The 14,685-nt window shown below is 73.7% G+C and carries 12 protein-coding genes and 1 pseudogene; 3 read left to right on the top strand and 10 right to left on the bottom strand.

What is annotated here, in order from left to right; all coding sequences use genetic code 11:
* Positions 1–217: 217 nt before the first annotated feature.
* Complete coding sequence (locus tag ACOBQU_RS23765) at positions 218–520, bottom strand: DUF3039 domain-containing protein (RefSeq protein WP_423629343.1); 303 nt, start codon at positions 518–520, stop codon at positions 218–220.
* Positions 507–1,691, bottom strand: coding sequence for an MFS transporter (locus ACOBQU_RS23760; protein WP_423629341.1), 1,185 nt, complete (start codon positions 1,689–1,691; stop codon positions 507–509). Before ACOBQU_RS23760 ends, ACOBQU_RS23765 begins: the two co-directional genes overlap by 14 nt.
* Positions 1,692–1,800: 109 nt before the next feature.
* On the opposite strand from ACOBQU_RS23760, the gene ACOBQU_RS23755 reads away from it, so the two are divergent.
* Positions 1,801–2,694: a LysR family transcriptional regulator gene (locus tag ACOBQU_RS23755; RefSeq protein WP_423629339.1), complete on the top strand. Its 894-nt coding sequence runs from the start codon at positions 1,801–1,803 to the stop codon at positions 2,692–2,694.
* 500 nt (positions 2,695–3,194) lie between these two features.
* Here ACOBQU_RS23755 and ACOBQU_RS23750 read toward each other — a convergent pair whose 3' ends face one another.
* Complete coding sequence (locus ACOBQU_RS23750; RefSeq protein ID WP_423629337.1) at positions 3,195–3,800, bottom strand: YqgE/AlgH family protein; 606 nt, start codon at positions 3,798–3,800, stop codon at positions 3,195–3,197.
* A gap of 244 nt (positions 3,801–4,044) precedes the next feature.
* Here ACOBQU_RS23750 and murA point away from each other — a divergent pair, with 244 nt between their 5' ends.
* Positions 4,045–5,388, top strand: coding sequence for a UDP-N-acetylglucosamine 1-carboxyvinyltransferase (gene murA / locus ACOBQU_RS23745; RefSeq protein WP_423629335.1), 1,344 nt, complete (start codon positions 4,045–4,047; stop codon positions 5,386–5,388).
* A gap of 155 nt (positions 5,389–5,543) precedes the next feature.
* Here murA and ACOBQU_RS23740 read toward each other — a convergent pair whose 3' ends face one another.
* From ACOBQU_RS23740 to ACOBQU_RS23715, 6 genes and pseudogenes are all read right to left on the bottom strand, one after another.
* Positions 5,544–5,825, bottom strand: a complete 282-nt coding sequence (locus ACOBQU_RS23740) for an HU family DNA-binding protein (protein WP_016645140.1) — start codon at positions 5,823–5,825, stop codon at positions 5,544–5,546.
* Positions 5,826–6,226: 401 nt separating this feature from the next.
* Entirely contained in the window at positions 6,227–7,642 is a 1,416-nt protein-coding gene (locus tag ACOBQU_RS23735) for an NAD-dependent malic enzyme (protein ID WP_423629333.1), read from the bottom strand.
* A gap of 336 nt (positions 7,643–7,978) precedes the next feature.
* Positions 7,979–10,309, bottom strand: coding sequence for a HelD family protein (locus ACOBQU_RS23730; RefSeq protein ID WP_423629331.1), 2,331 nt, complete (start codon positions 10,307–10,309; stop codon positions 7,979–7,981).
* Between the two features lie 122 nt (positions 10,310–10,431).
* On the bottom strand, positions 10,432–11,337 hold the full coding sequence (locus ACOBQU_RS23725) for an anti-sigma factor family protein (RefSeq protein WP_423629329.1): 906 nt from the start codon (positions 11,335–11,337) through the stop codon (positions 10,432–10,434).
* Positions 11,334–11,884 (bottom strand): annotated as a pseudogene (locus ACOBQU_RS23720) (sigma-70 family RNA polymerase sigma factor). Before ACOBQU_RS23720 ends, ACOBQU_RS23725 begins: the two are co-directional and overlap by 4 nt.
* Before the next feature lie 197 nt (positions 11,885–12,081).
* Positions 12,082–12,687, bottom strand: coding sequence for a CGNR zinc finger domain-containing protein (locus ACOBQU_RS23715; protein WP_423629327.1), 606 nt, complete (start codon positions 12,685–12,687; stop codon positions 12,082–12,084).
* Positions 12,688–12,953: 266 nt separating this feature from the next.
* Here ACOBQU_RS23715 and ACOBQU_RS23710 point away from each other — a divergent pair, with 266 nt between their 5' ends.
* Positions 12,954–13,532 (top strand): DUF1772 domain-containing protein, encoded by a 579-nt coding sequence (locus ACOBQU_RS23710; protein ID WP_423629325.1) that lies wholly within the window; start codon positions 12,954–12,956, stop codon positions 13,530–13,532.
* On the opposite strand, the gene ACOBQU_RS23705 is transcribed toward ACOBQU_RS23710, so the two are convergent.
* Positions 13,484–14,623, bottom strand: a complete 1,140-nt coding sequence (locus ACOBQU_RS23705) for a uroporphyrinogen-III synthase (protein ID WP_423629323.1) — start codon at positions 14,621–14,623, stop codon at positions 13,484–13,486. The two genes, ACOBQU_RS23710 and ACOBQU_RS23705, sit on opposite strands and share 49 nt — an antisense overlap.
* Between the last annotated feature and the right edge of the window lie 62 nt (positions 14,624–14,685).

The following is a 14,685-nucleotide window of genomic DNA, read 5'->3' as shown; positions in this document are numbered from 1 at the left end:
ATATGCAACGCACGGGTGCCGCCACCCTCGCGGGGCGCCCCGCCGTATCCATGAGCGCGCTCCGCGCGCGGGCGCCCCTTCCCGAACTAGGGGCGGCGCCCCCAGCACCCTGCCTCTGTTGGCGCTTCGCGCCTCGTCCTCAAACGCCGGACGGGCTAAAACCCTGCCGCATCGGCAGGGTCCAGCCCGTCCGGCGTGAGAGGACGCGGGCGCGGGGTTACTTCTTGCCGCTGCCGTCCTTGCCGCTCTTGTCCTTGTCGCCGCCGGAGCCCATGGACTCGTAGATCTCCTTGCACATGGGACAGACGGGGTACTTCTTCGGGTCGCGGCCGGGGACCCACACCTTGCCGCAGAGCGCCACGACGGGAGTGCCGTCGAGCGCGCTCGCCATGATCTTGTCCTTCTGGACGTAGTGCGCGTAGCGCTCGTGGTCGCCGTCGCCGTGCGACACCTGTGGCGTCGGCTCTACGAGGGTCCCCGTACCTGCCCCGCGCTCGGGCTCGGGCTCAAGAGTGCTCATAGGTGCCAAGGGTACTCACGCCCGGCGCGTCCTGGCAGCGCCCGCCGCCCCGCCCCGCCGCCAGGTGGACGGCGAGCGCCACCGCGGCCACCGCGGCCGCGGCCCAGGGCAGGTCGGCGGCGTCCAGGCCCGCCGACAGGGCGAGTCCCGCGACGGCGGAGCCCACGGCGCTGCCCAGGTAGAGCGCGGAGTTGTTCAGGGCGAGGGCCACCGTGCCGCGCTCGGCGCCGATCGCCAGCAGCCGGTGCTGCTGCGGCACTTGGAAGGCCCAGCCCGCCGCGCCCCAGACCACGAGCGCGGGGAAGGCCGCGGCGCCGAGGAGCGGGAGGGAGGCCTCCGACACGGTCAGGAGCACCGTCACTCCTGTCACGAGAGCAAACACCCGCCCCGTACGGTCCACCAGCGGCCCCGCCAGGACGCTGCCCAGGACCCCGCCGATCCCCCACGCCCACAGGTACGGCGCCACGTCGCCCTCGCCGACGCCGCCCGCCGCGTCCAGGACCGGCGCGAGGTAGGTGTACAGGCCCAGGCTCGACACGGCCCCCAGGAAGGACACGCCCACCACGGGCAGCACCGCGCGGTCGGTGAGCGCCCCGAGCCGCGCCCGCACCGGCACGGCCGGGGCCGCCGGGATCTCGGGCAGGCCCGCGGCGAGGCCCGCGAGGGCGACCGCGCCGAGCCCCGTGACCAGCCACATCGTCGAGCGCCACGAGGTGTGGTCGGCGAGCAGCACGCCGAGGGGCACGCCGAGGACGGTGCCCGAGCTCATCCCGCCCATCACGAGGGCCAGGCCCCGCCCGCGCCGCTCGGGCCCGGCGAGCGCGGCGGCGGCCGCCGTGGAGAGCGCCGAGTACACCCCGGCGCCCGCGCCCGCCACCGCGCGGGAGACGAGGAGCACCGCGAGGCCGGGCGCGAGCGCGGTCAGGGCGTTGCCCAGCGTGAACACGGCGAGGGCGGTGATGATCAGCACGCGCGGCCGGGCCCCCGCGGACAGCCCCGCGACGAGCGGCGCGCTCACCGCGTACGCGAGCGTGAACACGGTCACCATCTGCCCGGCCAGGGACACCGATGTGTCCAGGTCGTGCGCGACGACGGGCAGCAGCCCCGCCATCACATACGCGTCGAGCCCCAGGGTGAAGGCCCCCAGCATCAGCAGCCAGATCCTCCGCACCGGCGATCAGCTCCCTTCGTCCGCCTGCTCCAGTGGTCAGGGCGGAAACGTAGGCAGTCTCCGGTTTGGTGGGGAAATGCCCGCCGGGGTGCACTTATGCTCGGGCGGCATGAATCCTCTGCGCCCCATCGACGCCGTGGAGCTGCGTCAGCTGCGCGGCTTCCTCGCCGTCGCCGACGAGCTGAGCTTCACGCACGCCGCGAGCGCCCTCGGCGTCGGCCAGCCCGCGCTCACCCGGGCCGTGCGGTCCCTGGAGGAGGCGCTCGGCACCCGGCTGCTCGACCGCACCACGCGCCGGGTGGAGCTGACCGACGCCGGGCGCCGCCTGCGCGACGAACTCGCGCCGCTGCTCGTCCGCCTCGACGCCGCGCTGCTCGCGCCGGGCGCCGAACGGCCGGTGCTGCGGCTCGGCTTCACCTCGCTGCTCCCGGAGGTCTGCGGACCGCTCACCACCGCGTTCAAGGCGGCGACCGGGGCGCTCGTGCGCCTGGTGCGGCGCGACGATCCGCTGGCGGGGCTCACCGCGGGCGCCTGCGACGTGGCGGTCGTCCGGGGGGAGCTGCCGGAGGGGGTGCGCGGCCGGAAGCTGCTCGACGAGCCGCGCGTCGCCGTGCTCGCCCGCGGCTCCCGTGCGCTCGCCGGGCGCCGCGTCGTGGACTGGGCGGAGCTGGCCGCGTACCCGCTGGTGGTGAACACCGTCACCGGCACCACCCGCCCCGAGCTGTGGCCCGCGGACCGCCGCCCCCGCCTCGCCTGCACCGCCGACAACGTCGACGAGTGGCTGGAGGCCGTCGCCGCGGACCACGGCGTCGGCGTCGCCCCCGAGCCGGTCGCCCGCCGCTACGCCCATCCCGGGCTGCGCTACGTACGCCTGAAGAACGCGCCGTCGGTCGCCGTGCACCTGGCGGTCCCGGTCCGCGACCCGCATCCGCTCGCGGACCGCTATCTGGCGACGGCGACGGCGACGGCCGTGGTTACGGCCACGGCCACGGCCACGGCCTGACCGTACGTCGCCCCAGTGAGAGGCTGTTACCTCAGTGAGGCGCCGTCGGCTTGGCGGGAGCCCTTCGGCTCAGCGAGAACCCGCTACCCCAGCGAGAGGCCCTCACCCCAGCGAGGCGCCGTCGGCTTGGCGAGGGCCCTTCGCCTCAGCGAGAACCCGCCACCCCAGTGAGAGGCCCTCACCCCAGCGAGGCACCGTCGGCTCAGCGAGAACCCCTCGCCTCAGCAAGAACCCAGCACCCCAACGGGAACCCGCCACCCCAGCGAGGAGCCCTCACCCCAGCGAGGCACCGTCGGCTCGCCGAAAGCCCTCACCTCAGCAAGAACCCACCACCCCAGCGAGAACCCACCACCCCAGCGAGAACCCACCACTCCAGCAAGAACCCACCACCCCAGTAAGAGGCCCTCACCCCAGTAAGAAGCCCTCACCCCAGTGACAAGCCGCCACCTCAGCGACAAGCCACCACCCCAGTGACAAGCCACCCCCTCACTGAGAGGTCATCAGTTCAGCGACGGGTCATCCGGGTACGTCGCCACCATCGCCAGCTCGCTGCGCTGGCGGCGCAGGACCGCGCGCCACAGCCGCTCGGGGTCCGGCGAGGACACATCGCCCGGCTCCGACTCCACCACGTACCACGCCCCGTCGCCCAGCTCGTCCTCCAGCTGGCCCGGCCCCCAGCCCGCGTACCCGGCGAAGATCCGCAGGCTGCCGAGCGCGGGACCGAGCAGTTCCGGCGGGGTCTCCAGGTCCACCAGGCCGATCGCGCCGTGCACCCGCCGGAAGCCGATGGGGTCCCCCCGGTGCGAGCGCGGTCGGGAGCCGGGCGCGCCCTCCTCGCCGGGGATCACGGCGACGCCGAGCGCCGAGTCGAGGGAGACCGGACCGCCCTGGAAGACCACCCCGGGGGCACCGGCCAGGTCGCCCCAGCCCTCCAGGATGTCCGCGACACCCACCGGCGTCGGGCGGTTCAGGACCACACCCAGGGAGCCCTCCTCGTCGTGGTCGAGGAGCAGCACCACCGCACGGTCGAAATTGGGGTCCGACAGGGCTGGCGTGGCCACGAGCAGCCGCCCTGTGAGCGAGGACACCTCGGTCATGCCAGACATGATCCCGCATCTTGGGCCCGCGCGGGGAGCCAATGGGCCGACGCGGGGGAGCGCAGTTCAGGGCCCGTGGGAGCCGCCCTGGGCGCGCTCCCGGGAAGGTGACCCTGAGCGTCCGGTTCCGCACGGTTCGTGTTGTAGCGGACTCATGACGTGTTTGCGCCCCCTTGAGCCTACGGACGGGGGCCACGCGGCCATTACGCTTGCCCTTTGGTCCCCCCGTCCACCTCATCGGAACGCGAGATTCATGACCGTCACCGACGATGTCCTCCTTGTCCACGGCGGAACTCCGCTGGAGGGCGAGATCCGTGTCCGCGGCGCGAAGAACCTCGTGCCCAAGGCCATGGTCGCCGCGCTGCTCGGCGGCAGTCCGAGCCGTCTGCGCAACGTCCCCGACATCCGCGACGTCCGTGTCGTACGCGGCCTGCTGCAACTGCACGGTGTGACGGTCCGCCCCGGCGACGAGCCGGGCGAGTTGATCATGGACCCCTCGCACGTCGAGAGCGCCAACGTCGCCGACATCGACGCGCACGCGGGCTCCTCCCGCATCCCCATCCTGTTCTGCGGCCCCCTGCTTCACCGCCTCGGCCACGCCTTCATCCCGGGGCTCGGCGGCTGCGACATCGGCGGCCGTCCGATCGACTTCCACTTCGAGGTGCTGCGGCAGTTCGGCGCGACGATCGAGAAGCGCGCCGACGGCCAGTACCTGGAGGCCCCGCAGCGGCTGCGCGGCACCAAGATCCGGCTGCCCTACCCGTCGGTGGGCGCCACCGAGCAGGTGCTGCTCACGGCCGTGCTCGCCGAGGGCGTGACCGAGCTGTCCAACGCCGCGGTCGAGCCGGAGATCGAGGACCTCATCTGCGTGCTGCAGAAGATGGGCGCGATCATCGCGATGGACACGGACCGGACGATACGCGTCACGGGCGTCGACAGCCTCCAGGGCTATACGCACCGCGCCCTGCCGGACCGCCTGGAGGCCGCCTCCTGGGCGTCCGCCGCGCTCGCCACCGAGGGCGACATCTACGTCCGCGGCGCCCAGCAGCGCTCGATGATGACCTTCCTGAACACCTACCGGAAGGTCGGCGGCGCCTTCGACATCGACGACGAGGGCATCCGCTTCTGGCACCCGGGCGGCCAGCTCAAGTCCATCGCCCTGGAGACGGACGTCCACCCCGGCTTCCAGACCGACTGGCAGCAGCCGCTCGTCGTGGCCCTCACGCAGGCCACGGGCCTGTCCATCGTCCACGAGACGGTGTACGAGTCGCGCCTCGGCTTCACCTCCGCGCTGAACCAGATGGGCGCGCACATCCAGCTCTACCGCGAGTGCCTGGGCGGCTCCGACTGCCGCTTCGGCCAGCGCAACTTCCTGCACTCCGCGGTCGTGAGCGGCCCCACGAAGCTCCAGGGCGCCGACCTGGTCATCCCCGACCTGCGGGGCGGCTTCTCGTACCTGATCGCCGCGCTGGCCGCGCAGGGCACCTCCCGGGTCCACGGCATCGACCTGATCAACCGCGGCTACGAGAACTTCATGGACAAGCTGGTGGAACTAGGCGCGAAGGTCGAACTCCCGGCCAAGCCGACCCTGGCCTAACCCCCCGAAGACCGCCGGGCACGGGCAGCGCCCCGAAGGGGCGCGAGGAACTGCGCGCCCAGCCACAACGGCGCGGCAGCCGAAAAACCCACAGCGGAACGCCAAAAAGGGCGGCCACCCGAACCGGGTGGCCGCCCCTCGCTGCTTGGGGGCGCTTACTTGCCCTTGGCCGCTTCCTTGAGCTTGGAGCCCGCGGAGACCTTCACGCTGTAGCCAGCCGGGATGTTGATCGGCTCGCCGGTCTGCGGGTTGCGAGCGGTGCGAGCGGCACGGTGGGTGCGCTCGAAGGTGAGGAAGCCGGGGATGGTGACCTTCTCGTCGCCCTTGGCGACGATCTCGCCGACGGTCTCGGCGAACGCGGCCAGCACGGCGTCGGCGTCCTTGCGGGTCACCTCGGCGCGGTCGGCCAGCGCGGCCACCAGCTCACTGCGGTTCATGTTTGTACTCCCGTGTTCTTCTTGCTGTTGAGGCGTGCCTCGCGGCGGAGCCGTATGTCGGGCACAGCGATGCCGATGCTGCCAGGGTCCTCAGGCGGGCCCTGGAACCGGGTCCGACGCCAGACCCTCGCGCCCAGAGACGCATCCTGCCCCCACCTGCGGCGGGAAAGCCAATCCGGCACCCGAGGGAGTCACACGAAAAGCGCCCAAATCGCTAAGCTGCCCCGAAATGGTGACGCTCCGTCCGCCCCTGGCGCCGGACCCCGCCACCCTAGAGGGCGTCGGGAGGCGCGCCGTTCCACGACGCGCCGTACGGCCACCTCGTGGCCCCTGTCACAGCGCCGGACGGCCAAACGCCCGCCTGGCGTGCGAGGACGGGGCCCGAAGGGCCGGGAAACATGCTAGCCAGCCGCCCCGACGGCCTTCGCCGCGGTGCGGACGGCCCCGGCGACCGCTCCCGCGACCTTGTCGTTGAAGACGCTCGGGATGATGTAGTTCGGGTTCAGCTCGTCCTCGGTGACGACGTCCGCGAGGGCGGTGGCGGCGGCCAGCATCATCTCCGTGTTGACCGTGCGCGACTGGGCGTCGAGGAGGCCGCGGAAGACGCCGGGGAAGACCAGGACGTTGTTGATCTGGTTCGGGAAGTCCGAGCGGCCCGTGGCCACGACGGCGGCCGTCTGGCGGGCCACCGCGGGGTCGACCTCCGGGTCCGGGTTCGCGAGCGCGAACACGATGGCGTCGTCGGCCATGGCCGCAACGTCGTCCCCGCCGAGCACGTTCGGGGCGGATACGCCGATGAACACGTCGGCGCCGACGACGGCCTCCTTGAGGGTGCCGCGGGCGCCCTCGGGGTTGGTGTTGTCGGCGATCCAGCGCAGCGGGGAGTCGGGGGCGGCGGCCACCAGGTCCTCGCGGTCGGCGTGCACGACGCCGTGGATGTCGGCGACGACGGCGTGCTTGACGCCCGCGGCGAGGAGCAGCTTCAGGATGGCCGTACCAGCGGCGCCCGCGCCGGACATGACGACGCGGACGTCGCCGATGCCCTTGCCCACCACGCGCAGCGCGTTGGTCAGCGCGGCGAGCACGACGATCGCGGTGCCGTGCTGGTCGTCGTGGAAGACGGGGATGTCCAGGGCCTCGCGCAGGCGGGCCTCGATCTCGAAGCAGCGGGGCGCGGAGATGTCCTCCAGGTTGATGCCCGCGAAGCCGGGGGCGATGGCCTTGACGATCTCGACGATCGCGTCGGTGTCCTGGGTGTCCAGGCAGATCGGCCAGGCGTCGATGCCCGCGAAGCGCTTGAAGAGGGCGGCCTTGCCCTCCATGACGGGCAGCGCGGCCTTCGGGCCGATGTTGCCGAGGCCGAGCACGGCGGAGCCGTCCGTCACGACCGCAACGGAGTTGCGCTTGATGGTCAGGCGGCGGGCGTCCTCGGGGTTCTCGGCGATCGCCATGCAGACGCGGGCCACGCCCGGCGTGTAGACCATGGAGAGGTCGTCGCGGTTGCGGATGGGGTGCTTGGACTGCATCTCGATCTTGCCGCCGAGGTGCATGAGGAACGTGCGGTCGGAGACCTTGCCGAGGGTGACGCCCTCGATGCCGCGCAGCTTCTCGACGATCTCGTCGGCGTGCGCGGTGGACGTCGCGGCGATCGTGACGTCGATGCGCAGCTTCTCGTGGCCGGACGCCGTGACGTCGAGGCCGGTGACGGAGCCGCCGGAGGACTCCACGGCCGTGGTCAGCTGGGACACCGCGGTTCCGCTCGCGGGCACCTCCAGCCTGACCGTCATCGAGTAGGAGACGCTGGGCGCCGTTGCCATGGCGGACTTCCTCTGCTTTCACCTTGTAGCTGTTGCCGTCCGATGGTCGCACCTACCCCTGAGTACGTGGTAGCCGCCCCGGATTGCGAACGTTTTGTTCACGCGTATTTCGGAAAGTTGTTTCCACCATACGAGAAGTGCGGGGAAACGAAAAGAGGTCCACGTCACGGGGTGACGTGGACCTCTCTCCTGCGTTCTGTGACACCGACCCGCCATGCTCGCCTCGCGGCAAGTGGTCGCTCGTAGCGACGAAGGTTGGGCCCGGGGGCTTGGATCGAGCCGGTGCCACATCAAAGGTAACAAAGGATCCCGGTAAGGCAATTCCCCACCGGACCATCAGTCCCGCAGCAGGTCCGGAACCCCGTCCGCGTCCGGCTCGTCGCGCTCGCCCGACAGGACCGTGAGCTGCTGGGTGGCGCGGGTCAGGGCCACGTACAGCACGCGCAGGCCCGCCGGGGACTCGTCGGCGATCTCCGCGGGCGAGACGACCACCGTCGCGTCGTACTCCAGGCCCTTGGCCTCCAGGCTGCCGAGCGCCACCACGCGCTCGCCCAGCCCCGCCAGCCAGCGGGCCGCCTGCTCGCGGCGGTGCATCGCGACGACCACGCCGACGGTGCCCTCGACCCGGTCGAGCAGCTCGGCCGCCGCCGCCCGCACGGACGCGCCGAGGCCCCCGTCCCGTACGACGGTGAAGCGCGGCGCCACGCCCGTGGAGCGGACCGCGGAGGGGGCCTCGGAGCCCGGCATGGCCAGCGCCAGGACCTTCGCGGCGAGGTCGGCGATCTCGGCCGGGTTGCGGTAGTTCACGGTGAGCGTGAAGCGGCGGCGCGGGCGGGTGCCGAGGGCCTCGTCGCGGGCGGCGGCGGCCTCGTCCGGGTCGGACCAGGAGGACTGCGCCGGGTCGCCCACCACCGTCCACGTCGCGTGGCGGCCCCGGCGGCCCACCATGCGCCACTGCATGGGGGTGAGGTCCTGCGCCTCGTCCACGATGACGTGCGCGTACTCCACGCGCTCGGCGGCCAGGCGCTCGGCGCGCTCGCGCTGGGACTCCTCGCGCACCGGCATCAGCTCGTCCAGGCCGGTGAGCTGGTCCAGCGGGTCGAGGTCCCGCTTCTTCTTGGGGCGCGCGGGCGTGCCGAGGATCGCCTGGAGCTCGTCGAGCAGCGCGACGTCGTGCACGGAGTACGCCGGTCTGCGCAGGGAGCGGGCGACCTTGCGGACCTCGCCGGGGTTGAGGACGCGGCGGGACCAGCGGGCCAGGCGCTTCTCGTCGGCCATCGCGGCGAGCACGCCCCGCGGGGTGAGCAGGGGCCACCACGCGTCCAGGAACGCGATGAAGTCGTCCTCGGTGGTGATGTCCTCGTCGAAGGACGAGCGGAGTTCCGCGGCGAGTTCGGGGTCGGTGTGGCGGGTGGCGGCGCCGGACCGCTCCCACAGGGCGTCCAGGAGGAGCTTGCGGGCCCGGGGGCGCAGGAGGTTGACGGGGGCGGTGCCGCTGAGCGCGGCGGCGCGGACCCGGGCCAGGTCGGCCGCCTCCAGCTCCAGGCGGCGGCCGAAGGCGACCACGCGCAGCCGCGTCGGGGTGCTGGCCGCCGACGAGTGACCGTCCGCCCTCCCTGGGTCGGGGTCCGCCCCGGCGGAACGGCTGCCCGCGGCGGCCGGGGTCTCCAGGGCGCCCCTCGCGGCCTTCCTCAGGACCTTCAGCATGCGCGACGAGCCCTTGACGCGGGCCACCGCCGGAGTGTCGTACTCCGTCGCCTCCACGCCCTCGACCAGGGAGCCGACCGCGCGGATCGCGACCTGGCCCTCCTCGCCGAGGGACGGCAGGACGCCCTCGGTGTAGGCGACGAGCAGCGGCGTCGGGGAGACGATGAGGATGCCGCCCGCGTAGCGGCGGCGGTCCTGGTAGAGCAGGTACGCCGCGCGGTGCAGCGCCACGGCCGTCTTGCCGGTGCCGGGGCCGCCCTCGACGTACGTCACGGACGCGGCGGGGGCGCGGATGACCTGGTCCTGCTCGGCCTGGATGGACGCCACGATGTCCCGCATGGTGTGGCTGCGGGCCTGGCCGAGCACGGCCATCAGGGCGCCGTCGCCGACGACGGGCAGCTCCTCGCCGTTCAGGTACGCCGTCAGCTCCGGGCGCATCAGGTCGTCCTCGACGCCGAGCACCTTGCGGCCCTTGGAGCGGATCACGCGGCGGCGCACGACCCGGCCCGGGTCGACGGGCGTGGAGCGGTAGAACGGCGCGGCGGCGGGCGCGCGCCAGTCGATGACCAGCGGCGAGTAGTCCGCGTCGAGGACGCCGATGCGGCCGATGTGCAGGGTCTCGGCGATGTCGGCGGTGTTGTCGGCGCGCACCGCGCCCTCGGCGGGCTCGACCGCCGTGTACGCACCGTCCGGGCCCTTCTTGCCGTCCTTGCCGAGCAGCAGGTCGATGCGGCCGAAGAGGAAGTCCTCGAACTCGTTGTTGAGCCGGTTCAGGTGCACGCCCGCGCGGAAGACCTGCGCGTCCCGCTCGGCGAGCGCGCCCGGCGTACCGACCTGGGAGCGCTTGGCAGCGTCGTTCATCAGGAACTCGGCCTCGTGGATCTTCTCTTCGAGGCGGCGGTAGACCTGGTCGAGATGTTCCTGTTCGACGCTGATCTCGCGGTCGCGTACGTCGGCCACCTGGGCCCCTTTCCTGACGTGCTGCTGCCCGTATTGAGCAGCCGTCCACCGTACGCGAAAGGGGCCCCGGTTGTGCAGTCGTGTGACGTGGGGCTTCGCGGGGCCCGGGGCGGGCCCCGGGCTCAGACGTCGACCTCCACCAGGCGGTCGCCGTCGAAGGTGGTGACCTCGAAGCGGTCGATGTCGCCCCGGTCGAACGCGGCGCCGCCGTGCACGTACAGCGGGGAGCGGGCCCATTTCTTCGGGCTGTCCTTGATGCCGTAGCCCCAGGCGGGCACCGACCAGGTCGTCACCGTCTCCCTCTTGCCGTCCTTGCCGACGGCGATCAGGGAGCACTTCAGGGGGCCCCTGACGTTCTTCAGCTCCAGGACGGTGTGGGTGCCCCAGGCCTTCTTCTCCGTGCCGACCGTCGCGGTGACGCGGGTCTTCGGGTCGGTGGCCGAGGTCTTCTCGTCCATGTGGTGGAAGAAGGCGTCCTCGGCGGGCGAGGTCGGGTGCGGGTCGGTGCCCGCGACCTCCTTGGTGCCGCCGCCGTCGTCCACCGCGAGGACCGCGAGCGGGCCGCCGATGACCAGCGCGGCCGCCGCCGCGACCAGGTACAGGCCGCGCCGCCGCCTGCGCGCCCGCTGGGCGGCGACCTCGTCGGCGAGGCGCCCGGCCAGCTCGGGGCCCGGCCCGGCGGCGATCCCCGCGCCGGGGCCCGGCGCGCCGCGCGGCCGGGGCACCGCCGGGTCCGCGGGGCTCGCGCCGAGCGCGTCCGGCGCCCCGGGGAGACCGGCGAGCGCCGCCAGCATCGGCTCCATGCCGGAGAACTCCTCCAGCTGCCGGGCGCAGGCCGCGCAGCCCGCCAGGTGCGCCTCGAAGGCGGTGGCCTCCGCGTCGTCGAGGATGCCGAGGGCGTAGGCGCCGACGGTGTCGTGCGCGCCGCCCGGCTCTCGCGGACCCGGCCCGTGCGCCCCGCCGGTGCCGCCAGCGCCGCCCGCTCCGTGCGCGCCGCCCGCTCCGTCCGCGCCGTATGGCGTACTCATACCGTCACCCCCCGCTCCTCCAGTGCCAGCTTCATCGAGCGCAGCGCGTAGAAGACCCGCGAGCGGACCGTGCCGCTGGGGATCCCGAGCGTCTCGGCCGCCTCGTTGACCGTACGCCCTTTGAAGTAGGTCTCGACAAGTACCTCCCGGTGCGCGGGAGTCAGGTCCTCCAGCGCGTCCGACAGCGTCATCAGCCACAGCGCCCTATCGATCTCGTCCTCCGCGGGGATGACCTCCAGCGGCGACGGGTCGACCTCCTGCGGCCGGGCCTGCCGACTGCGGTGGCCGTCGATGACGATGCGGCGCGCGACCGTCACCAGCCAGGGGCGTACCGAACCGGTCGCACGGTTGAGCTGACCGGCGTTCTTCCAGGCACGGATGAGCGTTTCCTGCACCACGTCCTCGGCGCGCTGGCGGTCCCCCGCCACCAGGCGGAGCACATAGGCGAACAGGGGGCCCGCGTGCTCGCGGTACAGCGCGCGCATGAGTTCCTCGTCCGGCCCGGGCGGGGCTCCGCACGATGTCGGTGCGGGCGTTCATCGGCCACGGCGGAATCCTTGCGCACGGCTGCCTCCGCTGTCCGCGGTTCGTCCCGGCCGGTCCCGGCGGCCGGTCACCACCGGTCGCCTCCGGCCTCGTCGGCTGGTCACCCTGGACGTACGGACGGGACGCGGGGCGCGTTCAAAGGAGCGCCGGAAATCCTCACTTCCGGTCGTGCGTACGGGAGTTCACGCGCGGCGCCGCTCACGCGCGGGCGAGGGCGGCGGCGCGGCGCCGGTGCCGGGCCACCCGCTCCCGGTTGCCGCACACCTCGCTGGAGCACCAGCGGCGGCGGTGCCCCCGGGAGGTGTCCAGGTACACGATGGGGCAGTTGTCGCCCTCGCACTGGCGCAGCAGCGAGCGGGCCACGGGGTCGGTGAGCAGGTCGACGGCGTCGCGGGCGACGGCCGCGAGCAGCGCCGTGCGGCCGGGGGCGCCGTGCAGGGCGCGGGTGAGGCTGCCGTCGGCGTGCCGGACGGCGCGGGGGGCGGGCGGGGCGGCGGCGGCGAGCGCGTTGACGCGGGCGAGCGCGCCGTCGGCGGGACGCCCCGCCAGCTCGCCCCGCACCACCTGGGCGATGTGGCCGCGCAGTTCGCGGAACGCCGTGAGCCAGGTGGCGTCCGCGTCGGTCAGCGGCGTGCCGTGCGGCACCAGGCCGGAGCCCGCGAGCCAGGCGCGCAGCCGGTCGGTGCCGTCGAGCCGCTCGGCGGGGTGGGTGGTCGCGACGAGGTCGAGGCAGACGCGGCCGGCGTCGAAGCGCAGTTCGCTGTACGCGGGGTGGTACGGGGACTTGGACGCACCCAACACCATGCGTCGTTCACCGCCTTGGGGTTGCCGGTGAGTGCCGTACCCCTACAGTGCCCGCCCGCGCCCGCCGCCGGAACCCCTGCCACCGGGGCCGTGCCGACCGGCGGTGCCGAGGCGCCCGTACCGGGGCGCAGACGCATGCTTATGCGGGCGCGCCACCCAGCCATGGCCCGGGCGCCGCGGCGCCGGTTGACTCTTCTGTGCGGACTACGGCGGGCCGAAGAGGCCCGGAGGGGACCCGGGGGGCCGGGGCGGAGGAGGGCGAAGTGATGGAACGTCAGCAGCGGGGCACGGGGTTGCTCCTGGGGACGGCGCTGGTCGCCATGGGCCTGATCTCCGGGTCCTTCTACGTCTTCGCGTGCGCCGTGATGCCGGGCCTGGCGCGCGGCTCGGACCGGGCGTACATCGAGGTCATGCAGAACATCAACGTGGTGATCCAGAACCCGGTGTTCGGGCTGAGCTTCATGGGGTCGCTGGTGTTCACGGCGGCCGCCGCGTGGCGGGTGCGCCGCACCCCACTGCGCTGGTGGGTGCTCGCGGCCCTGCTGGTGTACGGCGTCGCGCTGCTGCTGACGTTCACGACGAACGTGCCGCTCAACGACGAGCTGGCCGACGCGGGCGACCCGGCGCGGATCGCCGACCCGGCGCGGGTGCGGGCGGACTTCGAGGACATGTGGGTGGTGTGGAACGGGGTGCGGGCGGTGCTGTGCACGGTGGCGTTCGGGCTGCTCGCGCGGGCGCTGGTGCTGTGGGGCGCGCTGGGCCGCGCCCCCGGGCGCGCGGTGGCCGACCCCGCGGCTCACTCCCCGTACTTCGACCCCACCGCCGGGTCGAGCGCCAGCCGGTAGCCGCGCTTGACCACGGTCTGGATCAGCCGGGGCGCCCCGAGCGCCGCCCGCAGCCGGGCCATGGCCGTCTCGACGGCGTGCTCGTCGCGGCCCGCGCCCGGCAGCGCCCTGAGCAGCTCGGCGCGGGGCACGACCCAGCCGGGCCGCCGCGCAAGCGCCCGCAGCAGCGCCATCCCGGCGGGCGGCACGGCCCGCGGCTCGCCGTCGAGGAGCACGGCGTGGCCGCGGATCTCCACCCGGTGCCCGGCGACCGGCAGCGTCCGGGCCCGCGCGGGCAGCTCCCGGCACAGCAGCTGGACGAGCGGGCCGAGCCGGAACCGCTCGGGCTGCACGGTGTCGACGCCCCGGGCCTGGAGCGGCAGCGCGGTGACCGGCCCCACGCAGGCGGGCAGCACGTCGTGGCCGAGGGCCGCGAGCAGGTCGGCGGCGCTGCCGTTCTCCTCGGCCCGCGCGAGCAGCGACGCGGCGGCGGGCGCGCTGGTGAACGTGAGGGCGTCGACGCCGCGCGCCACGACCGCGTCCAGGAGCCGGTCCAGGGGCGCGGGGTCGGCGGGCGGCAGCCACCGGTAGACGGGGACGAGGACGACGTCGGCGCCCGCGGCCCGCAGCGCCTCCACGAACCCGGGCAGCGGCTCGCCGTGCAGCTGCAGGGCGATGCGCCGCCCGGCCACGCCGTCGGCGAGCAGCTTCTCCAGGACCTCGGCCATGGACTCCGACGACGGCGACCAGTGCTCGGTGAGCCCGGCGGCGCGCACCGCGCCCTTCACCTTCGGCCCGCGGGCGAGCAGTTCGACCCCGCGCAGCCGCATCAGCAGCGCCTCGCCGTGCCCCCACCCGTCGGCGGCCTCGACCCAGCCGCGGAAGCCGATGGCGGTGGTGGCGACGACGACGTCCGGGGCGTGGTCGATCAGCTCCTTCGTCGCGGCGAGCAGCTGGGAGTCGTCGGACAGCGGGACGATGCGCAGCGCGGGGGCGTGCAGCACGGTGGCGCCGCGCCGCGCGAGCAGCGCGCCCAGCTCGTCGGCGCGGCGGGCGGCGGTGACCCCGACGGTGAACCCGGCCAGGGGGCTGTGCTGTGGGCTGTCGTTCATGGCTCGCGTCCCCCTCGCGGTCGTCGCTCCGTGGCCGCTTCGTCGTTTCCGGACCGCGGCGT

It is taken from the genome of Streptomyces sp. G45, from assembly GCF_049542095.1.
Lineage (GTDB): Bacteria > Actinomycetota > Actinomycetes > Streptomycetales > Streptomycetaceae > Streptomyces.
Note: the sequence above shows the minus strand (reverse complement) of the source record. Positions and strands in the feature narration are given on the sequence as shown.